Here is a 24558-nt window from a genome sequence, read left to right on the forward strand (position 1 = left end):
ACAAATAATATACAAATAAAGTTGATCTTATTAAAAATCACTCTACCCTCTAACATGGCAAATCCGACAGTTCACAAATGCTGAATACTGTCGGTTTTTGTTTGCCACGTACTAATTTATAATTATACACTATATTTAATAACATTTCACAATGTCAGTCATCTATTACTAAAGATAAAAGCTAATCAGCCATAATATCTAGATCTGCAGTGATTGTAGTTCCTTTCTTTACGACTTTACCTTCTAACGTTTGCTCTGTCACTATCCCGTTCCCAGCAAATGTAACTTTTAGTCCAAGACTACTCAGTAGTTCACTAGCGCTTTCTGAGCTACGACCTATAATACTTGGAACCATAACCGTATTACTATCTTCTTTAACTACGCCCGTATGCAGGATAATCTCAGTTCCCTCTTTAACCGTACAACCAGGTTTTGGTGTCATATCAGTAATAGTACCTCCATCTGAACTTAATTTTATATTTAAATTGTTTTCTTTTATTATCTTCTGCGCATCTGCTGTTTTAAGACCTCTTACCTCAGGTACAATAACATCTTTTAATAAACTTTTGCCAATTTCCTCGCTAGTAGCATCAGATTTTAATGATAAATAATTGAAAATATCATTAAATACCTGTTTTCCAACAACAGTCGCAATCTGACCACCATAGTAATTAGATGGGTCTGGTTCATCTATATTAATTAGTATAGTTATTTGAGGATCATTTGACGGAGCCATCCCTGCAAATGATGAAACATATTTTTGTGATGCATATCCTGGACCTGTCTCACTAATCTTTTGAGCAGTTCCTGTTTTTCCAGCAATATGATATCCCGCGATAAATGCCTTCTTACCACCACCACTTTCTACAACTTGTTCAAGGTAACCCCTAAGCTGCTTTGCGACTGACGGTTCAATTATCTTTCTCTCATTATAATTTGAATATTTCTCTAGAACCTTTTTAGTATTTGTATCCCCATAATCAACTATCTCTTTCATGATATGAGGAGTTATAAGCTTTCCTCCATTTGCAATAGCATTAAATCCTGTTAGATATTGTATGCAAGATATAGCATTACTTTGACCAAATGATGTTGTCGCTACATCTTGAGCAGTCATATCCTTAGTCTTTCTAACTATTCCTGAAGCTTCCCCATTTACATCAATCTTAGTTTTTTGACCAAATCCAAACAAATGAATATACTTATTTAATTTTTCAGGTCCTAGCCTACGACCGAGTTCCATAAATCCAACATTACATGAGTTCTTTAATATATCCACAAAGTTTTCAGCTCCATGCCCTGTAGTTTTCCAACACTTAATTCTTCTCCCTGCAACTACAGTGCTACCAGTACAATTAAATTTATCATCTTCCTTAACTAACTTTTCCTGCATTGCACCTGTGGCTGTAAATACTTTAAAAATAGATCCAGGTTCAAAGATATCACTAACAGCCCTATTTCTCCATACCTTTTGATTTTGATCATAACTTTTGCTAAGATCCCAAGGATCATTAGGATTATAGTCTGGTTTATTAACCATTCCTAATATTTCGCCGTTTTTAGGATTCATTGCAATTATGCTAACTGCTTTTGCTTTATTATCAATCATAGCTTGTGATGCAGCTTTTTCGCAAAAATACTGAATCATCTCATCGATTGTAAGCACTACATCTTTACCATTTATTGGTTTTGTATAATCGGATATTGTGTAAGGCACTTCCTCACTTTTTCTATCGGTTTCTGAAATTTTCATTCCAGGTACCCCTGATAGAAACTTATTGTAATAAAGTTCAACACCTGTTAATCCATTACCATCAGAATTTGTATGTCCTAAGACACTTGATAAGAAATTATTATTGGGATAAAATCTTTTTGTGTCCCCAGTAATCACAATTCCACGAAGATTATGTTTTTTCGAATAATCACTTATTTTATCAGCTGTATCTTTTTCTATCCTTCTCTTCAAAGTAGCTGACCCAATAACCTTGCCTTTTGAATTTGTCTTAGTCAAAGTTGATAAAACGTCACTAGATTCCATTCCAAGTATTGTAGCTAGTTCTGGCGCAATAATTTTCATAGTTAAGTTATTTTTCGTCGTAGTTTCTCTTAACGCATTAAGATCTAAATCTACTCTAAAAACATTTGCACTTATAGCTAGCTCCTTTCCACTTCTATCTAGAATTCGTCCCCTCTTTGGTGAAATTCGAACATCACTTGTCCACTGTAGAATTGCTTTTTCTTTGTAATCATATCCTTTAACTATCATTACGTAGCTTAACCTACTAATTAATAGAAAAAACAAAATAAAAAGTATGAAAAAGACAATTAACATTCTACGTTTAACTATTACCTTGTCTCTATACTCCCCTCTTGCCAACTTCTTTCCCCCTTGCTACTTAACTGGGCATTCCTTACTATCTAAAACATAAAATCTTTTATTTTATTTACTACATTATTACTTATTCTAACTTTCGAATCATCATTTGCTTCTAAATTGTTTTTGCTTAAATTAAAATATTGTATATCGCTTACTTTAGGTTTAACCATATGAAGTTTTGTCGTAGCCGTTTTCTCAATATAACTTATATTTCTAAACTTTATTAGATCTACCTCATATGCATCATTTTGTTTACTTATTGTGTCTATCTGAGCTTTGGCTTTAGAACTTGCTTGTTGATAAGAATATATCATACAGTACCTTGCAATAATAACCATTCCAATAACAAACCCTATAAAAATATTAAAAAGAACTCTTTTTTTCTTTTTAATATCCTTTTGTCTTTTACTTTGCCTAGCCTGCCTTTGTGACTTCTCTAAATCTTCATATTTTCGTTTTGTAATTTGTTCTTGTGGTGCTAAAACTGTATTTCCAAACACTTCAAACTCTTTTTTTGCTACTATCACTTTATTCACCCCATCCACAATTTAGAACTATATTTTTTCTGCCACTCTTAGTTTTGCACTTCTGCTCCTACTATTTACCTCTAGTTCTTCTTCTGTTGCTCTTATAGGTTTTCTACTAATAAGTTTTACGATTGGCATTTTACCACACACACACATAGGTAACTCTTTTGGACATTTACATGGATCTTCTAAGCTTTTAAATTTAACTTTAACAATTCTATCCTCCAGTGACTGGAATGTAATAATCGCCATTCTTCCACCAGAGTTTAGTCTATCTATCCCATCTTCTATTGCTTTATCAAGTATTTTCAGTTCCCCGTTAACTTCAATTCTTATGCCTTGGAAAGTTCTTTTAGCAGGGTGACCTCCATCTCTCTTAAACTTTGCAGGGATAGCTGCATCTATAACATTCACTAGCTCAAGCGTTGTTTCAATTGGTTTGTCCTTCCTCCTATCCACTATGAAATTTGCAATTCTTTTAGAAAATTTCTCTTCACCATAATTTCTTAAAACATCTGCTATTTGCTCTTCTTCGTAATTATTTACAACGTCGAAAGCTGTAATTCCGCGACTTCTGTCCATTCTCATATCAAGTTTAGCATCCCTCATATAACTAAATCCACGTTCTGTATTATCTAATTGATATGACGAAACCCCTAAATCCATAAAAATACCATCAACTTTTTCAATTTCTAATTTATCTAGTATTGTCTTTATATTGTAAAAATTATCATGTACATAAGTAACGTTATTAAATTCCTTAATCTTTTCCTTTGCAGCCTTTAGTGCATCCTCGTCTTGATCAATTCCAATAAGCCTTCCTTTAGAAGATAATCTTTTTAAAATTTCGAGTGAATGACCTGCACCTCCTAATGTACAATCGACATAAATTCCATCTTCCTTTATATCAAGTGCTTCAATACACTCATTTAATAAAACTGATATATGTTTAAACTCCATTTTTATCTCCTTTTATAAACCTAATTCGTTCATTTTTTCTGCAATCTCATCAAAATTCATATCTGACTCATTATATTTATCCCATTTATCTTTAGCCCATATTTCTATTCTAGTTGATACACCTATACTTACTATTTCCTTTTTAATTGAAGCATATTCACATAAATTTTGTGGTATTAAGGCCCTTCCTTGCTTATCACTTGTTATTTCATTTGCACCTGAGAAAAAAAATCGCACAAATGCTCTGGCATCCTTACTCGTTAATGGAAGTTTTTTTAATTTTTCCTCCATTATCTTCCATTCGTCCATTGTATATATATACAAGCAACCATCAAGGCCCTTAGTCAGTATAAATTCGCTACCTAGTCCCTCGCGAAATTTTGTGGGAATAATCATTCTGTTTTTACTATCAATGGCATGTTGATATTCACCAATAAACATAATATTACCCCACTTTATATTATTACTCCACTTTGAACCACTTTAAACCATTTTAAACCACTATTAAGTAATATTCTATAGAAAAACAAAAATTCCTCTTTATTTTATATCATTTTTGAAATTTTAAATGTAATTTTAAATGTAATTAAATCATTTCAATCCTTTACTTGAATTTATTAACTAAAATTACATTAATATCTTTGAAATGCATTAGCTTGAAATAGAATAATATCTAGAGTATAATTTATTAGAACTGAATAATATTAAACGCAGGAAAGGAATGTACATATATATGAAGCTAGGAATTGTAGGTTTACCAAATGTAGGGAAAAGCACATTATTTAATGCAATTACAAAGGCAGGCGCAGAATCTGCCAACTATCCATTTTGTACTATAGAACCAAATGTAGGAGTTGTAAGTGTTCCAGACAAAAGACTGGACGTATTACAAGGTATTTACGATAGTAAAAAAATAATTCACACTGCTATTGAATTTTATGATATAGCTGGCCTCGTAAAAGGAGCAAGCAAAGGAGAAGGTTTAGGTAATAAATTTTTATCTCACATAAGAGAGGTTGCATCTATTGTTCATGTAGTAAGATGTTTTGTAGATGAAAATATCATACATGTAGATGGTAACGTTGATCCACTTCGAGATATAGACACCATTAACCTAGAACTTATTTTTTCTGATCTTGATGTATTAGAGAGGCGCCTCGAAAGATCACAAAAACTTGTTCGTTCTGGAGATAAAACGGCAAAAATGGAATATGAACTTATGGAAAGAATAAAAGAACACCTTGAAGCAAATCTTCCGGCAAGGACCCTTGACTTTACAGAGGAAGAAACTATTTTCGTAAACAGTCTTTTCCTAATTACTTCAAAGCCAGTATTATATGCTGCAAACATTAGTGAAGATGATCTTATGTCTGGTAATACAGAAAATGATATGGTTAAAAAAGTTCAGGAATTTGCTAAAAATGAAAATTCAGAAGTAATTGTAGTTTGTGCAAGCCTAGAGGAAGAATTATCTACTTTAGACGACGCGGAAAAAATGGAGCTTTTACAAGAATATGGCCTTAACGAAACAGGCCTTGATAAACTTATTCATTCAAGTTATAGATTACTCGGACTAATGAGTTACTTAACTGCAGGCCCTCAAGAAATAAGAGCCTGGACTATACACGTTGGGACTAAAGCCCCTGCTGCAGCTGGTAAAATTCATTCTGATATAGAAAGAGGTTTTATAAGGGCAGAAATAGTTTCTTATGATAAATTAGTTGAATGTGGTAGCGAAGCTGCTGCTAAGGAAAAAGGACAATATAGACTTGAAGGAAAAGAGTACATTATGCAAGATGGTGATGTAGTCAACTTTAGATTTAACGTATAAAAAATATAAGCCGCAGATACTAAGAAATTAGTTCTGTGGCTTTTTTTCATTAATTCTTGCTTTTCTCATGTCCATTATAACAAAAGTATATATTGCTACAACTGCGTTTCGCTTCACCTTGAAATTCTAGAATTTATTATATTTATGGATGCTAAAACCCACAAACTCGCTGCGCTCAAACATGTGGGTTTCTTAACGCATACATAAATATAATAAATTAAGAATTTCTAAGGTTTGCTCAAATGCATTTTACGCAATATATACTTTTGTTAACATGTTATGATTAACAACAACGTCTAATTATTTTCTGCTACTGTATTTCTTTAGCTCTTTGCTAATGATTAACATTAGAGATTCAAAGTTCTCATTTGAGTCCCCTATTAGTAATTGAATTGCATCATCGATCGAGGTCATTGTGTATATATGAAAGTTTCCATTTTTAATTTCCTGTTCAACTTCCTCATTTAGAACCAAATCGTCTGCATTAGATAGAGGAATCAACACACCTTTGCCTTTTATAGTGTCTAAGGCTTTGCAGGCTGCAAAGAAACCTTCTATTTTATGATTTACTCCTCCAATAGGTTGGACTTCTCCAAATTGATTTACCGAACCTGTAAGGGCAATGTTTTGCTTTACTGGTATTTTGCTTAAGGCAGAGATCATACTTATGATTTCTGCAACCGATGCACTATCACCATCTATTTTTCCGTATATTTGTTCAAAACTTACGTGGAAATCAACTGGTAGTTTACTAAACCCGCCATTAATATTACTCATGTAACCCTTCAGAATATTAATAGATTTACTATGAATGTTACCACTTAGATTGCTCTCTTGCTGAACGTCTATTATATTACCTGCTCCCTTATAACAACAACAGGTGATCTTTATTGGCTTACCAAAACTAAAATATCCTGTATCAATTACTGATAGTCCATTCACTTGTCCTATTTTACTATTTGTAACATCAATAAGCATTTTCTTTTCAGTATAGTTATTTAAAATTTCCTTTTCCATAATATTTTTTGTGTACCCTACGTCAATTATATCATTTTCATTAATTTCAGATCTATTTTCTGACTCAACCTTATTACTAGCTAATATTAATAATTTTTTAATCTCATGTTTGTCATAATAAACTTTTTTCTTACTTTCTACCCTCTTAGACATTATTCTTGCCACTTCTCTGATAGCTCCATTTGTAAGTGATTTAAAATTATTTTCAAGGCAAATCTTATTAATTCCAAATACTAAGGAGTTTTTTAGATTATTATCTATATTCTGTACTGGATTACATTCTGCTATTATAGTGAATATTTTTTTAAAGTCCACATCATAATTATAAAGCAAGTCGTATGTCTCGTAATCTCCAATAAGAATAATTTTTGTTTTGATGGATATAGGTTCTGGTTTTAAAGTGTTTAAAGAAATAATCTCATAATGGTTACTGTTAGCGCCAACATCTACCTTTTCTGCTAATAAAGATTTCTTTAACTGATTATAAGCTAAAGGGTTACTTAGTAAACTATTTATTCTAATTATCAAACACCCTTCATTTGCTTTGAGTAAACTTCCGCTCCTTATAAATCCAACATTAGTTGAATAAACTCCTTTGTGATTTTCATATTCTATATTCCCAATTAAGTTCGTTAAATTAGGATCTTGCTCAAATATTACTGGTGGTACTTTATTATTGCTGTTATCCACAATTACATTAATAATATATTTATATATAATCTCATTTATTTGCTCTTCATCATCATCATAATTCATAGAATAATTATCTACAAGTCTTGTTTCAATACTAGTACATACTATATCAATATACTCCACTACAACTTTATCTTCCATAAACATATCTTTAAAATCATCTTTTAATTGGCTCATTTCATTTTTGTAGTATATTCCCATTATTTGTTTTATTTTTTCTAAGTCCCTTGCTTCAAAGTCTTTTAATTTCTCTAAAGTATCTTTAGCTTTTTCTTTTAAAATTTTCGCCGTAGCTAAAATTTCTTCTTTTCTCTCTTTATCTAGTGTATCATATTCATTCTCTGACATTTCCTTTCCTTTACTTAAAGGAATGAATGTAAACCCACTATTAGTAGACTTTATGTCAAAACCTCTATCTTTTGCTATATCTATTAGACCCCCAATAAGTTCATTCCTTTTTTTTTGAATTCCTTCTTGGATCCCCTCTTTTTCTTTATTTGATGAGTTATTATAAAACTGAAATGTACACTCTAAATACTCATCTTGTAATTCCTCAAGTATATCTTTTAACCTATTTCCACCCCCATTACTTACAATAATAGGTTTAGGAGATTTTTCATCTTCATATAATACATAACAAATATCTTTTGGTTTACTATTATTCTGAAAGATTTTATCTACACATTCAGTAATATCGTTAAGACTTTCCTTTGAAAAATCGTCTATTAAATAAACATTAAAACCCTCTTTATCTATACTCATAGCAGTTTTAATATTTTTTATTACATCTAAATATTGTGGCATGGGATTTAATGTTTCCCTTGCATCTATATTCTCAATATCAAATTCATATATTATATCCTTTGGAGTTAATTCCTTACTCATATTCCTCCTCCTTTCAATTCTTTATTCTATTAATATTCTTAAATCACACATTTGGGGACAAATATTCTCATTATGGATTAATAATTTTTCTAATTTTATGATTACGCCTCTTTTTATACATATACTGTAAAAATAAATTTATAAATACACCCTTTTTAATACTTGAGTTAAATAACAACTTAAGATATAATAAGCTTATTGACTTTTTATATTTTTTATAATTTTTTTTGTGAAGGAGTAATTTAATGGGATTAAAAGACAAATTGACTAATAGCTACACAAATGCTTATTTAAAAAGATATGGCGATAGACTTACTCAAGCACAAGGCAGAGTTCTATCTGTCAAAGTGGAAGCGAAAAATTATCTTAGAATATTTTATAAATTAACAGTAACCATCCTTGTAAAGGCTGATGGAAGCAAATCGATTTCTAAGTGCATATATAAAAAACATCGTTGGTTTAAAAAGATAGCCTTTATATCAGTACTTCAAGGACAGTCTGTTATAATTCAAGGAATGAAAGGCAAAAAAGGTAAAGAACACAGAGAACATATTCAAATTGTTAACATTAGAAATATGACTACGAAAAAAGATTTAGTTCCACAAAAGCAAGGAACACCACCTCAAAAGGTACAAAGAGTAAGAGCGGATAAACGATTTAAGTAATAAAAGCTATATGACTTTTGTCATATAGCTTTTTAAATTCACAAACAGCACCGCTATGTGACGAATTACCTAGCGGTGATGATTAGTGCTTGTTTGTTAAATATAAATACAAACTATTTATAAAGGAAATAATACCAGAAAAAAACAAAACAATTAACCATTGTCCTAAATTAAGTGGTATAGTATGAAAAACACTTTGCAAAAATGGTATATAAACTATACTAAGTAACATAATTACCGATATACTTACAGCCCCCAATAAATACATATTTGTAAATGGGTTAATTTCAAATAAAGAATGCTTTTCAGATCTACATTCAAACACATGTATTAGTTGAGATAAAACTAAAGTTCCAAGAGCAAGTGTTCTACATGCCTCAATACTCATACCATAATATTTGCCACCAATAAATGATAATATAGTACAAACACCTATAAGGCAGCCACGTATGATAATCTTTTCTGTAAGGCCTCTTGAAAATACACTTTCATTTTTTCCTCTAGGTTTTTCGAGCATTATATCAGTATCTGCAGGATCTACGCCTAGTGCAATAGCTGGAAGTCCATCCGTAACTAAATTTACAAATAAAATTTGAATTGGAAGAAGTGGATTCTCTAAATAAAATAAAGAAGCCAAAAACATGGTAAGTACTTCTCCCAAATTACAAGATAATAAATATCTTATAAATTTTCTTATATTATTATATATAACGCGACCTTCTTCAACTGCAGAAACAATAGTCGCAAAATTGTCATCGAGTAAAATCATAGATGATGCCTCTTTAGTTACATCTGTACCAGATATCCCCATAGCTATACCAATATCTGCCTCTTTTATAGCTGGTGCATCATTAACACCATCCCCAGTCATAGCCACAATATAATTTTTATGTTTAAATGCCTTAACTATCCTTAGCTTGTGTTTAGGACTAACCCTTGCAAATATTTTTAAATTATCAATATTCTTATCTAATTCTTTATCACTTAATTTATCCAGTTCATCTCCAGTTATAACTTCCTCTGGCGATTTACAGATTTCTAAATCTTTTCCTATAGCATAAGCTGTATTTTTATGATCTCCTGTTATCATTATAGGTCTTATACCTGCAATCTTACACTTTATAACTGCATCCTTTACTTCTTTCCTTGGAGGATCGATTATACCTGCTACACCTATAAATATTAAGTTACTTTCCAAATCATCATTATGCACAATACCAGTCACCTTATAGGCACATGCCATACATCTTAAAGCCTTGTTTGACATAGCCTCAACCGATCTCATTAGTTTATTTTTATAAACGGGAAGCATAGGCTGTATAAGTCCATCAATTAATATATAATTACATTTTTCTATAACCCGTTCAGGGGCACCCTTTACATAGCAAACTTCTCTACCATCTTCTTTAACAATAACAGACATAATTTTTCTTGTTGAGTTAAATGCTATTTCATATACACGTCTAGCTTTGTTTAAAAATTCCTGTAAATCCTTAGAATTATTGAAAAAGCCTTTAATCAATGCCGTTTCTGTTGGATCACCAAATAAACACTTTTCAATATTTCTTTCACTGAAATCATAATTACAATCATTACAGTATGTATAGGCTTTTTTCATCATTAAATTAAACGGAATTTTGTCATTGTCAACATTGTAAATCTGTCCATCAAAATAAAATGCTTTTACTGTCATATTATTTTCAGTTAAGGTTCCTGTTTTATCAGTACATATTACAGAAGTACAACCCAGAGTTTCAACGGCTGGTAATTTTCTAACTAGAGCGTTTCTTTTAAGCATTCTAGATACACCAAGTGCCAAAGCGACTGTAACTATAGCGGTTAACCCTTCAGGGATTGCAGCTACTGCAAGACTTACTCCTAGTAAAAACATTTCGTACTTATCTTGTCCACGCCAAATTCCCATAAACGTTACAACAAAGCAAATTATTATACAAAGTATAACTAATATTTTTCCAAGATGCGCCAATCGTTCTTTTAATGGCGACCTCTCATTATCTATACTATGAAGCATATCTGCTATTTTCCCCATTTCCGTACTCATTCCTGTTGCAATAACTTTTGCTTTAGCTTTTCCAGTAAGGATTATTGTTCCCATATAAATGGTATTTTCCTTAGAACTTGCACTTTTAGATACTCCAGCGGATTCTCCAGTAAGTAAAGATTCATCTAGCATAATGTTATTACACTCATTCAAAATGCAATCTGCAGGGATTCTATCTCCGCTTTCTAAAATTACGAGATCTCCGGGCACTAAATATATTGCATCTATTACTGAAATTCCTCCATTTCTAACTACTTTAGCTGTTGGTGCTGCAAGCTTACTAAGCGCCTCTAATGACTTCTCAGTTTTAAACTCTTGAATAAATCCTAATATTCCATTCATTATAACTATTATGAATATAGTTATTGCATCCGCTTTTTCACCCATAAGACCTGAAAGCACCGTTGCCACAATTAATATCCAAGTAATAAAGTCATTGAATTGAGAAATAAATATTTGAAGAGCTGATATCTTTTTTTTACTTTCTAATTTATTAAACCCATATTTTTTAAGCCTACTCTCGGCATCTGCATTTGTTAGCCCCTTTGATGAGGTAATACTATCATAACCAAGTCCACTTGACTTATTTTTATCCTTAGTATTGTTATTTGACATTCGTTCATTAAACACTTATATTCCCCCTTACCCCTCTTTAAAATAGATAACATTTTATACTGCTATCTTTCCTACGTAATCATCTTATTATTTTAAGATAACTACATTGCTATATTCTATATTCTTTACTAATATATGTGGTTACTTTCCTACATATGAAAAGAATATTTGGTTTTTTCTTTACAATATGTAAGTTTGAATATAAAATAATGTTATCAACAATTATTAGTTAAAACGACACGCAGATAATAATTACTATCTGCCTATGGGAAGACAAGGAGGACATACATGAAAAACATTGTTTATATTACTGGTCACAAAAATCCAGATACTGATTCTATTTGTTCTGCTATTGCCTATTCAGAATTTAAAAATAAAACTGGTAAACTTACTGCTGTGCCTATAAGGCTTGGTGAAACAAATTCCGAAACAAAATTTATTCTTAAATATTTTGCTGTACCTGAACCTGAACTTATAACTACAGTTAAAACACAAATTTCTGATTTAGACATTGATGTTGTAGCTCCAATTTCACCGGATATTTCTCTGAAAATGGCTTGGTCTATTATGAAGAAAAAGAATGTTAAGACTCTACCTGTAATAGATGAAAATGATCAACTAGCTGGTGTAGCTTCAGTTTCAAATCTTGCTTCAAACTATTTAGATATTTGGGACAATTCTATTCTTGCAAAGAGTAATACACCCCTTGAAAATATCTTAGATACACTATCGGCTAAATGTTTATACAAACCAGAGACCCCCTTTAAGCTAACTGGTAAAATTATTGTAGCTGCTATGCATCCTGATAGCACAAAAACAGTAATTGAAGCTGGAGATATTGGAATATGTGGCGATAGAGATGATTCACAGTGCTTACTTATTAAGTCAAAAGCATCGCTTGTAATTATTACAGGTGACCATGCACCAACAGCTGAGGTTTTAGAACTTGCAAAAACTAACAAGTGTACAATTGTATTAACACCATATGACACATTTACAGCTTCTAGGCTGATAACTCAAAGTATTCCTATAGATTATGTTATGACTAGAAAAAATCTTGTAACTTTTAATACAGAAGATTTTATTGATGAAATAAAATACACTATGATTGAGACTAGATATAGAAGTTATCCAGTCCTTGATGAAAATAATAAAGTGGTTGGAAGTATTTCAAGATTTCATTTAATATCAGAAAATAAAAAAAAGGTTATACTTGTAGACCATAATGAAAAAACCCAATCTGTACTCGGACTTGAAGATGCTGAAATATTAGAAATAATAGATCATCATAGAATTGCGGATGTTCAAACTGGTCAACCTATATATTTTAGAAATGAACCTGTAGGAAGCACCTCAACAATCGTAGCAACCATATTCTTTGAAAATGGAATTAGACCATCAAAAAATGTTGCTGGAATTTTATGTGCAGCAATTATTTCTGATACATTATTATTAAAATCACCAACATCTACAATAGTTGACGAGCTCACTTTAAAAAGATTAGCTCAGATTGCCGACTTAAATATTGAAGAGTTTGCTAAAGAAATGTTTAAAGCTGGTACCTCACTTGAAGGTAAAACAGCTGAGGAAATTTTCTATCAGGACTTTAAAATTTTTACGCTTAGTGGTTTTAAAGTAGGAGTATCACAAGTTGGTACAATGTATATTGAAGGTTTCGATGCAATTAAAGATGACATGATAGATTTAATGAATAAAAAAGCAACAGAAAATGGTTTCAACTTGATTATATTAATGCTAACTGATATATTAAATGGCGGTTCAGTATTAATAGCTTCAGGGGAACACAAAGACATTGTTTCAAAAGCTTTTAATGTTAATTTAACAGATAGCGGTGTATACATACCTGGTCTTGTTTCAAGAAAAAAACAAGTTATACCACCTATCACAGTTGCCCTAAGTAAAATAAACTGAAATTTTAATTAAATAAAAACAAAGCATTTATTGAGAAATATTTGCTTTGTTTTTTATTTATTATAATTATAAATACCTCTATATCAGCTGTATAACAAGAAAAACTATAAAAACTAGGAAACATATAGAATAACTTATGCTCAAATAATCCTTAATGCATACGTTATCAATTTTATTGTTGTAATCACCATAATATTTTAGATAATGCATATTGTTGCCATTATGGTAAGAATAAAAATTAACTGATTCTATAAAGGCAGCCAAAATATCAACATTAAGGAGAGGTACTATAAAAAGATTACTAATGTAATCTCCTTTAAATTTTATCTTTAAATTTCGTTTTCTAAACACATAAATTATATATAAAAAAACTTCTGCTATTATTGATGGTATTATATTAGCTATAGACACAATAAACCCTAATAGATTCAGGTCCTCATCAGCACTTAAATTATATAATATTGTAAAGACAATTGCTAAGCCGTTACCAAACATTATAATAAGAAATAAAGGTGTTATAAATCCGCATATAAGAGCTCTAGTTATACTAGATATTGTGTCATAAAAATATTTTTTTTCATTGTTTTTTAAATTTTTTCTCTCTGTATTACTAATATCTATTACTATAAAAGCTGTAATAGCATTATATACTTGGTTATTTTTTATAAAAACAAGCCCTAAATATATAATAAATATAAGAAATAGATATAAAAATTGTAATACATATATATTATTAATTTTATCCTTTGATTTTACATTAATAAAATTAAATATCCTTTGCCTATCCACTCTCCACAGTAATATGCTAAATAAACAACCAATTATATATCCTATTCCCACGATCACCCTCCTAAATCATATTATTATGTACTTTACTAATAATATATGAGGAGTTCTCTCCAATTAAAACTATTTTTTGATTATTTATTATAAACAAAAAAAGACATACTTCAAAAGCATGTCAAAACAATTATAAATTAATTACCCACGTAAATTATTAGCCATTTGCCACATTTCATCAGCTGTTTTTAAGGTACTTGAGCTAAGCTGAAAAGCTCTTTGAGTCATAAGCATATCAGTCATTTCAGTAGCAATATCAACATTTGATCCTTCTAAAAACCCTTGATTAATAGAATAATCTTTACTATCCACTACCTTTGTGCCAGGTTTGGGCTGAAATAAATTATCGCCTATTGAAATCATAGAATTATCCCCTACAACAGTTGAAATTTTTATTTTCCCTACAGTACCATTTACACCTTTTATAGATACATTGCCACTTTCATCAACCTGAAAATTATTAGCAGTAAATTTATAACGACCATTTACTGTATTAATATTTTTGCCACTGGCATCAACTATACTTAATCTGTTTCCCTTCTCATCAACTATAGTTTCACTTGCATCTGAAAGGAAATTACCAGCCCTTGTATAAGCCTTGGTATTGTCTGGCTGAATTACTTCAAAATAACCAGCACCATCTATAGCCAAATCAGTTGATAAGCCTGTCTGAGTAAGTGCACCTTGTGTATTATCTCTTTTCCATTCCCCTACTCTAACACCCGTACCATTTTGAAGGGTAGTTTTTGAAGCCGTACTTACTGGATATCCTTTTCTATCAATAGTCTCGTAAACAAGATCTTTGAAATTTGTGTTAAGCTTTTTATATCCATTTGTATTTACATTTGCAATATTATTTGATATAGTATCTAACTTTTCTTGTTGTGCCATCATAGCACTTTTACTATCCCATATAATTCTTAACATATTTAATCACTCCCCCTTTTATAGTGCTTTATTTAACTGTTCCTACTTCATTTACAGCTTTTCCCAAAGTCGTATCAATAGCTTGCATAACCTTTTGATTACTTTCAAAATTTCTCATGATCTCCATCATATTTACCATTTCATTTGTTACATTAACATTTGATTTTTCAAGGGATCCTTGTCTTACAGTAACATTTGCATTTTGAATAGGATTTGCTCCATCATACAAGTTATCTCCAACTTTTTTAATAGAATTATAATCTTTAAAGTCAACTAGATCAAATTTATATTGTTTTTTACCGTTAACACTAATATTTCCGTATTTATCAGATTGAATTTTACCATCACCTACAAATATTGGTTCTATAGCATTTGTTGTACTATTTTTACCTAAAACCTTATCTCCGCTATCTGTTACCAAATATCCACTTCCATCAACATGAAAATCACCAGTTCTTGTATAATAATTTTTGGTAGTTATTCCGTTATTACTTTGAACTGTAAAAAAGCCTTTTCCCTCAATTGCAAAATCTGTAGATTTATCTGTCGTTTGTAGAACACCTTGAGTAAAATCTGTGTTTACATCATCAACTTTACTTCCCTGACTAAGAGAGCCAATAACATTTTTTGTATTTTTACCATTGACCATCTTATCATAGTTTTGTATTAAAACATCATCAAATGATTTGATAGAAAGATTCTCAGCTTTATATCCATTTGTATTCGAATTCGCTATATTATTAGTTACTGTACTTTGCTTTGCTTCTCCAGTTATGAGTCCTGTAACTGCTGTGTATAAAGCTCTAATCATTTTTTCACATCCTTAATAGTTATTGGCATATCATCTGGGTAACGCATACCATACCCACTTGCCTTAATTTCAATTTGTCCTTTACTCGTTTCATAATTTATCTTTGAACCAGCGAGTAAAATACATGCCATAATCAAACCTATTCCTATTCCTATCAAGAGTTTTCTATCACTTAAAAAGTCTATTAATCCTTTTATTTTATATATAAATCCTTTATTAATAGTACTTCCCCCTTACCCAAATGCAATATTTCACAAACTTCGTCAGTAGATGAGCCTTCACTAAATAACCTTTTTATTTCCTCAACTTTTTTATTACTATTATTATGAGGTTTATCTAAGATGCTACTATCAATTTCGCCTTGCTTAGCTATATATGTAATGTTCGTATTTTCTTGTTTAATGTCATCTATAGTAATCGAGTTCTCTTTATTATCGTGATCCACTTCATAATCTTTATGTATTTTATTATTTTTAGCCATAATCTCTTTGATTTCCATTATTTCGCTTTGAAGTTCTAAAATGCTTTCAGAAAACTCCGCTCTAATTTCCCCTATCCTAATATCATCATCTTTAATATTTCCCATAGCATTCCCTAAAACTCCATTAAAGGACTTGTTTTGTTTTTTTATAGACAACACATTTAAAATTATAAGAATTAACCCAATAAAAATTAATAACCCTGTCATAAATTCACCTCAAATCTTAAATTAAATTATTAGTATATAAGCTCTATATTATAAATCATATTTAAGTTTTACTAAGGCCTTTCTTAGATTTATAAGAGCTCTGCTATGGAGTTGGCAAACTCTTGATTCAGATACGCTCAAAATATTTCCTATTTCCTTAAGTGTAAGACCCTCAAAATAATATAAGGTTAAAACAAGTTTATCTTTTTCTTTAACGTTATCTAGTCCTAAAGCTAAATATTCGATTTGCTCTTTTTGTTCTAATGCTCCCTCAGGGCTTGGACTCCTATTATCTCTAATAGTACCACTAAGTGGCATGTCATCATCATCAGAAAAAATCAGATCTTCAAGCGAAACTACGGATATATAATTTATATTGTTTTCAATGCTTGCAACTTCATTTATTGTAATACCAAGTTCACTCGCAATTTCGTGGTTTGTTGGTTCCCGATATAGGCATTTCTGAAGATTCTCAATTGCTTCGTTATATCTGTTAAGCTTATCCATAGCTCCTTTAGATATTGGGCTATTACGCCTAAGCTCATCTATCATAGCACCTTTTATTCTTATTGATGCATAGCTTGAAAACTTCATACCTTTAGTGGCATCGTATTTTCCTAAAGCATCCATAAGGCCTAACATACCATAACTAATTAGGTCTTCATATTCAACATATTTAGTTTTTCCAATAATTACTCTAGATGCAATATATTTAACTAAAGGTATATGTTTTTTTACAATTTGCTCTCTTATATCATCTGCTTTAGCTATGGACATTTAAAAACCTCCTCAAATTTTTTTCATTTGATTTCTCATAAGTTGAAATATAAATCTAATAAGTTGCTCCCTTGTTGCGTTATCTAAAAACTCGAAACTAAGACCACATATAAATCTACCATCATCGTCTTTTATTCTCCTCTTTGTTTGCCCCACAATAAGTACCTCTTCTTCGTTAACAGTTAATGCTACCAATAGAAAATCATTATCCTTAATTTCCTCTGACACCTTAACCCTCATGCCACCACCACTTAAATCAATAATTACCGCCTTTAAATATTTGCTATTATCAATGGTACTAAGATTTACTTTCGGCTCATTCTTAAGATTTATGTATTTAGCAGCTTTTATTAATGGTACTCTAACATATCTTCTTCTTTGTATTTCTTTTATTTCCTCAGGTTTTGCTAGGAGTAAAATGGGGATATTCTCAAATTTACGCCCTATAATTGTAGATGAAAATTTATAAATATTTTCTTCTTCATAATATATTACATCTATTATGGATCCACTTGACAATGGAAGATACTCTCCTGAATTCGTAGGAATGCTAATTGCTATGTACTCTTCTGTTACGTCTTGAACATTACTATTAAAATATTTTTCGTCAACTAATATCTCTAGCTTCTTATTTAATTTAAAATCAACTTTAATCAACTACCCCAACCCCTTATGAAAAAATGCTGAAAATCCTTTTAAATAGCCCCTCTACACCAATACCACTTACTTTATCCTTTGTGCCCTCAAGTTTACTTGCAATCTTATTTATATCCTGAGCCGCCCCAGAATTCGGATAACTTACAATTACAGGCTCTTGTTGCCTTACCGCATAAGACAATTTCTTATCTTCACCGATTTTACCCAAATATTCAAGTTTCATATCAAGAAATTTAATAACAGCATTATTAAATTTCTTAAATGTCAAATCAGCTTCATTATTGTCTAGGGACCTATTTATTATAACTTTAGCAGAATTTTTAATATCAAAATGCTTAACAGCCTTGAGTAAACTATAAGCATCAGTTAGCGACGTAGGTTCTGGCGTTGTTACAATTACTAAATCTTCACAACAAGCAATAAAACCCAAAACGCTTTTATTTACACCAGCTCCTGTATCCATTATTATATAATCAAGTCCCGTTAAAGCTGTAAGCTTATTTAAAAATATATTTCTTTCAACTTCTGTCAAATCCTCAACCTTTGTAAGAGCTGAACCTCCTGGAAGGAGTTTTACACCAAATGGTCCTGTTAAAACCACTTCCTCGATTTCTTTGCCTTTACTTATAACATCAAATACACTATATTTTGATGAACATCCCATTATAATATCATCATTACCCATACCAATATCCGCATCAAAAATCATAACTTTTTTGCCCATTTTTTGAAGTGCTATAGATAAATTCACTACTATATTGCTTTTACCTACGCCCCCTTTACCTGATGTAACAGTTATAATTCTTGGTTGCAAATCCACCTTGTTATCATTTTTCTTTGCCATCTGCCTGAGTATTTGTGCTTGGTCTAGCATATGGTATCCTCTCCTAGTATAAGGCTAACAATTGAATCAGCAGATAACTCTTTAATATCATCAGGTACGTTCTGACCAATTGACACAAAACTAAGAGGTATTTTAGCTATTTCTAGTATATTTAGTATAGATCCATATGTGGAAGTTTCATCTAATTTAGTTACTATTATACTACTATAATTCAAAATTCGATATCCTTCAATAATATATTTCATGTCTCTATTTTTAGTTGTAGAGCTTAGAACTAAATGGATATTTTTAGTATCTGCTTTTTCTACAAATGTTCGAAGTTCAGCTATTTGCATTTTATTTTTACTACTTCGTCCTGTAGTATCAATTAACACTACCTCACATTCACTCATACTTTTTATTGCCTTGTCCATATCATTCATATTATATACAACTTTGAAAGGCAAGTTCATAATATCAGCATAAGCTTTTAACTGTTCTACTGCACCTATTCTATAAGTATCTACAGTAATCAGCCCTACTTTTTTTCCCTCAGCTAGAGCAAGCTTACCTGCAAGTTTTGCTATAGTTGTAGTTTTTCCTACACCCGTTGGACCTACAAGCACTATTCTACCTTGGAGTTTTGGTTTGGTTATATGAATCATTTCTTTTAATATAATTTTTGATTTTTCAAAATCTGTTTTTTCAGTCTTATCATTTTTAATTTTCCTGATTATATTCTCAATATTTTCACTATCTACATCATTATCAAATAATATCTCTTCTATGTCACTCTTTTGATTTTCCATTGGCTTGCCAACTTGAGAGAGTTCTCTCTCGAGAGAGAGCTCACTAATCATAGTTTTCATTTTCATCATTTCACTCATTAAATTCTCTGAATTATTATCACTTTGATTAGAATCTTTATGTACACTGTTATTTTGTTTTTGGACCACTCTTGAATGGTTTACATTTTCATTTTCCTGCTGCACAACTTTTTTTATTGCTTCTATACTATTTAGTTCTATGTTATTTAATTCATTACTATTTCGACCATTGTCATTATCATTTACTGTATTTTGTTTTTTTTCATTTACTTCATTTTCAACTGCAGCGGTAACTTCAATACTTTTTGCAGAAAAGAATCCCTTTATTCCTGGCTTTCTAATTTTCCTTTGGCTTATAATTACCGCATCTCTTCCTAATTCATATCTTATTCTTGTCATGGCCTCATTCATGGTATTAACTATATAATGTTTTATAATCATTGTAGAGTCACGACTCCTTCAGTTTTAATCTCAACTTCATTTGGTATCTCATTAAGAGAAAGCACAGATACTGTAGGAAATACCATTTCAATTAACCTTCTGAATGCTGGTCTTATCTTAGGAGATACAAGTATTACTGGTTGGTTATTATGAAAATAAATTGTATTAATATTTTCTTTAATAGAATTTAATATTTTGGAAGTTGTCTCTGGATCAACTGCCGGGAAAGAGCCTTGAAGAGATTTTTGAATATTATTTGATACAATATTCTCAATTTCAGGTGAAAGTGTCATAATTGTCATAACACCATTCTCGTCAATTAGCCCATTACATATACTTCGTCCAAGTGAAAAACGTACATACTCTGTTAATACTTCTATGTCCTTTGTTATTCTCGAATTATCTGCTAGAGATTCTAGAATAGTTACCATATCCTTTATAGCTACCTTTTCTTTAAGAAGACTTTGAAGAACCTTTTGTACTTCACCAATAGTCATAAGATCTGGTATTAATTCTTCAACTACGGTGTTATATTTTTCTTTAACCGAATCAATTAATAATTTAGTTTCCTGCCTTCCTAGAAGTTCGAAAGCATGATTCTTAATAGTTTCGGTTAAATGAGTTACCATTACAGTAGTTGGGTCTACCACTGTTAACCCCTTGATTTCAGCATCTTCTCTTTGATCATTATTTATCCATACTGCTGGTAATCCAAAGGTTGGTTCAACAGTATTAATACCTTGAATAGTAATGTCTTCTGAACTTGGATCAATACAAAGTAACATACTTGGCATTAATTCACCTTTTATTATTACAGTACCTCTTATCTTAACTACGTATTCATTTGTTTTTAGTTGCAAATTATCTTTAATTCTAATAGGTTGTACAACAATTCCCATCTCGAGTGCACATTGCCTTCTTACCGATGCTATTCTTTGTAACAAATCTCCACCTGTAGCTTCATCGGCAAGTGGTATTAATCCATAACCTATCTCTATCTCCATAGGTTCTACAGAAATCAAGTTCATTACATCCTCTGGTTCTCTATTTTCTGTTTCAAAAGATTCTTGTTCTTCAGTTTCTGATTTTATTATCTTTTGATCTTTTTCATCCTTATTCAAGAAATAAGCACTGGTTGCCATAGCAATAGCTAGTATTATGAAAACAATATGTGGCATTCCTGGAATACAAGCCAAAACTACTAACACAAGTGATGCTAAAGCAATAACTTTTGGGAATGTAGTAAGTTGCGATGTTATTTGGGTTCCCAAATTCACAGTGCTACCAGATCTAGTAACTAAAATACCTGATGCAGTTGATATTAAAAGAGCTGGTATTTGACTTACAAGTCCATCTCCAACTGTTAACCTAACATAAGTAGTTGCAGCTGTCCCAATTGGCATACCAAGCATTACTACCCCTATTATTATCCCACCGAAGATATTAATTATAGTAATAATTATACCTGCTATTGCATCTCCTTTTACGAATTTTGAAGCTCCATCCATAGCTCCATAGAAACTAGCTTCATCTTGAAGCTTTGTTCTTCTCTCTCTTGCCTGTTCCTCAGTTATAACGCCTGCATTCAAATCAGCATCTATACTCATTTGTTTACCTGGCATAGCGTCTAGCGTAAATCTAGCAGAAACTTCTGATACACGCCCAGCACCGCTTGTAATAACAACAAACTGTATAATTATTATTATTAAGAAAATAATTATTCCGACTACATAATTACCACCAACAACAAACTCACCAAACGCTTCTATAATATCTCCTGCATAAGCTTGTGTTAATACAAGTCTTGTAGATGAAATGTTTAGCGCTAACCTTAAAAGTGTGGTAATAAGTAATAATGTTGGAAAAACTGAAAATTGCAAAACTTCTGTCGTAAACATTGTTAATAATAAAATCACAACTGCGAGTGTAATATTAAATGCAATTATTACATCAAGAAGTTTGGGTGGTAATGGAATAATAATCATAAGAACTATTGCGATTACTCCAAATGCAACTAATACGTCCAAATTATTCTTTATCTTAAATTTTGCTTTTTCAGCCACAAATATCATCCTTTACTATTTTTTCTTCAGTTTATATACCAATGCCAATATCTCTGCTACTGCTTGATACATATCAGCTGGTATTTCTGAGCCTACCTCTAATTCCTTGTATATTAACCTTGCTACAGGTTTATTTTCAATAATTGGAATATCATTTTCACTTGCAATTTCTTTTATCTTTATTGCAACGTTATCTGCGCCAATAGCCACAACTATAGGTGCTCCATCCCCTCCTTGCTCATACTTAATTGCAATAGCTAAGTGGGTCGGATTTGTAATGACAACTGTTGCATCAGGTACGTCTTGCATCATTCTACCAGACGCCATTTCTCTTTGTTTCTGCCTAATTTTTGATTTAATCTGCGGATCTCCTTCTTGTTGCTTATATTCTTCCTTAATTTCCTGCATACTCATTTTTAGTTCTTTATTATGTTTATATTTTTGATAAGCGAAATCAATTACAGATATTATAAGCATAACTATTGCTATTTTAAAAAATATATCTATAACTAGACTTCCAAAGGCCGCCAAAATAGCCTCTATTTTTAAGCTCCCGTAATTCATTATTTGCATATAGTTATTTTTAACAAATTTATAAGCTATAACTGATATAAGAGTAACTATAGTTAAATTTTTAATTAAATCCACCACTGATCTCATGGAAAATATTTTCTTAAACCCACTTATAGGATTTAGTTTTTTAAGATCTGGTTTAAGTGGTTCACCTGTAAATATAAATCCAGATTGCATAAGGCTTGCAACTATTCCCATTATCATAATAGGAACCACAATCGGCAAAATTAAAATACCAAATTTCATAACTGATACTAAAAGCACAGTTTTAAAAGTATACTCAGTAAGTGTAAATGTTAAATAATTGTTTAAGAAAAGAATTACTATACCTTTTAAATTGTCTAGAGTATATGCCCCAAGCGTCATCATCAGAATTGTTACTGTGAGTAGTGTTGTGGTAGAAGATAATTCCTTACTTTTAGCAACTTGACCCTTTTTCTTTGAGTCACTTTTCTTCTTAGGAGTAGCATCTTCAGTTTTTTCACCACTATCAGATGAGACAAAAACAAGTAGTGGTATTACTTTATAAAGCCCCTTGATTATATCTGGAATAGTGTAAAAAGAATTCACTATTAAAGTAATCGCCGCAGGAAGCACTAATGAAAAACAAGCAAGTCCTATTACTATTTTTATTGGCATACCTAAAATCATAACATTTAATTGTGGTACTGTTCTTGAAACAAGCCCAATACTTAAATCTGTTATGATAATTATTAAAATAATCGGTATTGCTATTTTTAATCCAAGCGTGAAAAACTCTATGAAAACTTTCAGCATCATCATAGATGTTTGCTGCGATAATATAAATTTCCCAATTTCAACATTATTGAATGAATCAATAATCGCTCTAATTAACATATGGTGGCCATCCACCACAAAAAACATTACCATACTTACCCAATAAAGCAAATTCCCTAGTAAAGTAACATTCTCGTTAGATATGGGATCAAACATACTCATCATAGAAAATCCGATTTGGAAATCCATAAGTTGCCCAGCCATTTGCGCAGAGTAAAAACAAAACTTTGTTAAGTACCCAAGCATTAAACCAGTAACAACCTCTGCTAGTGAAAATATTATGAGCGTTCCATTATTAGTAATTAAATTCACATTTTGATAATTAATTCCTGGCATAATTATAAAAGTGAAAACAGCACAAAATCCGACCTTAAGCAAAGCAGGGGCAGATTTGGGGAAGAAAATTGGTATACTCATAAAGAATGCTGATATTCTAAGAAGTACCATGATAAAGCCTAAATAGTAAGCCATATTAGTCAAAACAATTCCACCTAACCTCCCATATTAGCTATAAGTGCAAAAATCCTAGTAGTAAAATCAAGCATTATATGGAGCATCCAACTACCCATTAATAAGCCAATTAGTGCTACTGCAACGAGTTTTGGCACAAAAGTTAATGTTTGCTCTTGAATTTGAGTAGTAGCTTGGAATATACTTATTATTAGCCCTACTACAGTAGCTACAACTAAAATTGGAGCAGATATCATTATTGCAGTATAGATAGCATCTTTTATTACGGATAATACAATACTCTCTGTCATTTAATTCA

The 24558-nt window shown here is 31.1% G+C and carries 21 protein-coding genes; 3 read left to right on the forward strand and 18 right to left on the reverse strand.

Translation table 11 applies throughout. The features are described from left to right. Window positions 1–181: 181 nt before the first annotated feature. Genes A7L45_RS14280 through mraZ form a run of 4 tightly spaced genes read right to left on the reverse strand, consistent with a single transcriptional unit; the run spans window position 182 to window position 4305 of the window. Window positions 182–2377 (reverse strand): stage V sporulation protein D, encoded by a 2196-nt coding sequence (locus A7L45_RS14280; protein ID WP_071613412.1) that lies wholly within the window; start codon window positions 2375–2377, stop codon window positions 182–184. Between the two features lie 41 nt (window positions 2378–2418). Beyond that, the gene (locus tag A7L45_RS14285; protein WP_170288032.1) at window positions 2419–2913 is read right to left on the reverse strand and encodes a hypothetical protein; all 495 of its coding nucleotides are present in this window, start codon (window positions 2911–2913) and stop codon (window positions 2419–2421) included. Window positions 2914–2931: 18 nt separating this feature from the next. Then, complete coding sequence (gene rsmH, locus A7L45_RS14290) at window positions 2932–3864, reverse strand: 16S rRNA (cytosine(1402)-N(4))-methyltransferase RsmH (RefSeq protein WP_071613414.1); 933 nt, start codon at window positions 3862–3864, stop codon at window positions 2932–2934. A 12-nt stretch (window positions 3865–3876) separates the two neighbouring features. Beyond that, complete coding sequence (gene mraZ / locus A7L45_RS14295) at window positions 3877–4305, reverse strand: division/cell wall cluster transcriptional repressor MraZ (protein ID WP_071613415.1); 429 nt, start codon at window positions 4303–4305, stop codon at window positions 3877–3879. A gap of 292 nt (window positions 4306–4597) precedes the next feature. Here mraZ and ychF point away from each other — a divergent pair, with 292 nt between their 5' ends. Then, entirely contained in the window at window positions 4598–5695 is a 1098-nt protein-coding gene (ychF, locus tag A7L45_RS14300) for a redox-regulated ATPase YchF (protein WP_071613416.1), read from the forward strand. Between the two features lie 300 nt (window positions 5696–5995). Here ychF and A7L45_RS14305 read toward each other — a convergent pair whose 3' ends face one another. Continuing rightward, window positions 5996–8290, reverse strand: coding sequence for an AAA family ATPase (locus tag A7L45_RS14305; protein WP_071613417.1), 2295 nt, complete (start codon window positions 8288–8290; stop codon window positions 5996–5998). Window positions 8291–8535: 245 nt separating this feature from the next. Here A7L45_RS14305 and A7L45_RS14310 point away from each other — a divergent pair, with 245 nt between their 5' ends. Then, on the forward strand, window positions 8536–8955 hold the full coding sequence (locus tag A7L45_RS14310) for a hypothetical protein (protein WP_071613418.1): 420 nt from the start codon (window positions 8536–8538) through the stop codon (window positions 8953–8955). 82 nt (window positions 8956–9037) lie between these two features. Here the strand turns inward: A7L45_RS14310 and A7L45_RS14315 are convergent, their stop codons facing one another. Further along, entirely contained in the window at window positions 9038–11647 is a 2610-nt protein-coding gene (locus tag A7L45_RS14315) for a calcium-translocating P-type ATPase, PMCA-type (protein WP_459349039.1), read from the reverse strand. A 273-nt stretch (window positions 11648–11920) separates the two neighbouring features. On the opposite strand from A7L45_RS14315, the gene A7L45_RS14320 reads away from it, so the two are divergent. After that, a complete protein-coding gene (locus A7L45_RS14320) occupies window positions 11921–13564 on the forward strand; it encodes a putative manganese-dependent inorganic diphosphatase (protein ID WP_071613419.1) in 1644 nt (547 codons plus the stop codon). A gap of 78 nt (window positions 13565–13642) precedes the next feature. Here A7L45_RS14320 and A7L45_RS14325 read toward each other — a convergent pair whose 3' ends face one another. The 12 genes from A7L45_RS14325 to fliQ form a co-directional block, all read right to left on the reverse strand. Beyond that, window positions 13643–14404 (reverse strand): hypothetical protein, encoded by a 762-nt coding sequence (locus tag A7L45_RS14325; RefSeq protein WP_071613420.1) that lies wholly within the window; start codon window positions 14402–14404, stop codon window positions 13643–13645. A gap of 141 nt (window positions 14405–14545) precedes the next feature. Beyond that, window positions 14546–15331, reverse strand: a complete 786-nt coding sequence (locus tag A7L45_RS14330; RefSeq protein WP_071613421.1) for a flagellar hook-basal body complex protein — start codon at window positions 15329–15331, stop codon at window positions 14546–14548. 28 nt (window positions 15332–15359) lie between these two features. Continuing rightward, entirely contained in the window at window positions 15360–16142 is a 783-nt protein-coding gene (locus A7L45_RS14335; protein ID WP_071613422.1) for a flagellar hook-basal body complex protein, read from the reverse strand. Continuing rightward, a complete protein-coding gene (locus tag A7L45_RS23540; RefSeq protein ID WP_207647787.1) occupies window positions 16139–16300 on the reverse strand; it encodes a hypothetical protein in 162 nt (53 codons plus the stop codon). Before A7L45_RS23540 ends, A7L45_RS14335 begins: the two co-directional genes overlap by 4 nt. A gap of 35 nt (window positions 16301–16335) precedes the next feature. Then, window positions 16336–16830, reverse strand: a complete 495-nt coding sequence (locus A7L45_RS14340; RefSeq protein WP_071613423.1) for a DUF6115 domain-containing protein — start codon at window positions 16828–16830, stop codon at window positions 16336–16338. Between the two features lie 48 nt (window positions 16831–16878). Then, window positions 16879–17607, reverse strand: coding sequence for a FliA/WhiG family RNA polymerase sigma factor (locus A7L45_RS14345; RefSeq protein WP_071613424.1), 729 nt, complete (start codon window positions 17605–17607; stop codon window positions 16879–16881). 12 nt (window positions 17608–17619) lie between these two features. Continuing rightward, entirely contained in the window at window positions 17620–18264 is a 645-nt protein-coding gene (locus A7L45_RS14350) for a flagellar brake protein (protein ID WP_071613425.1), read from the reverse strand. A 13-nt stretch (window positions 18265–18277) separates the two neighbouring features. Next, window positions 18278–19138, reverse strand: coding sequence for a MinD/ParA family protein (locus A7L45_RS14355; RefSeq protein WP_071613426.1), 861 nt, complete (start codon window positions 19136–19138; stop codon window positions 18278–18280). Then, window positions 19132–20355 (reverse strand): flagellar biosynthesis GTPase FlhF, encoded by a 1224-nt coding sequence (gene flhF / locus A7L45_RS14360; RefSeq protein ID WP_071613427.1) that lies wholly within the window; start codon window positions 20353–20355, stop codon window positions 19132–19134. The genes A7L45_RS14355 and flhF overlap by 7 nt, the downstream gene beginning before the upstream one ends. Continuing rightward, window positions 20352–22418 carry a flagellar biosynthesis protein FlhA gene (flhA, locus tag A7L45_RS14365; protein WP_372445220.1) on the reverse strand — a complete coding sequence of 689 codons (2067 nt, stop codon included), beginning with the start codon at window positions 22416–22418 and terminating at the stop codon, window positions 20352–20354. The genes flhF and flhA overlap by 4 nt, the downstream gene beginning before the upstream one ends. A gap of 15 nt (window positions 22419–22433) precedes the next feature. Continuing rightward, the gene (locus tag A7L45_RS14370; RefSeq protein ID WP_071613429.1) at window positions 22434–24269 is read right to left on the reverse strand and encodes a fused FliR family export protein/FlhB family type III secretion system protein; all 1836 of its coding nucleotides are present in this window, start codon (window positions 24267–24269) and stop codon (window positions 22434–22436) included. 11 nt (window positions 24270–24280) lie between these two features. Next, window positions 24281–24550, reverse strand: coding sequence for a flagellar biosynthesis protein FliQ (fliQ, locus tag A7L45_RS14375; RefSeq protein WP_071613430.1), 270 nt, complete (start codon window positions 24548–24550; stop codon window positions 24281–24283). Window positions 24551–24558 lie beyond the last annotated feature (8 nt).

Source organism: Clostridium estertheticum subsp. estertheticum (assembly GCF_001877035.1).
Lineage (GTDB): Bacteria > Bacillota > Clostridia > Clostridiales > Clostridiaceae > Clostridium_AD > Clostridium_AD estertheticum.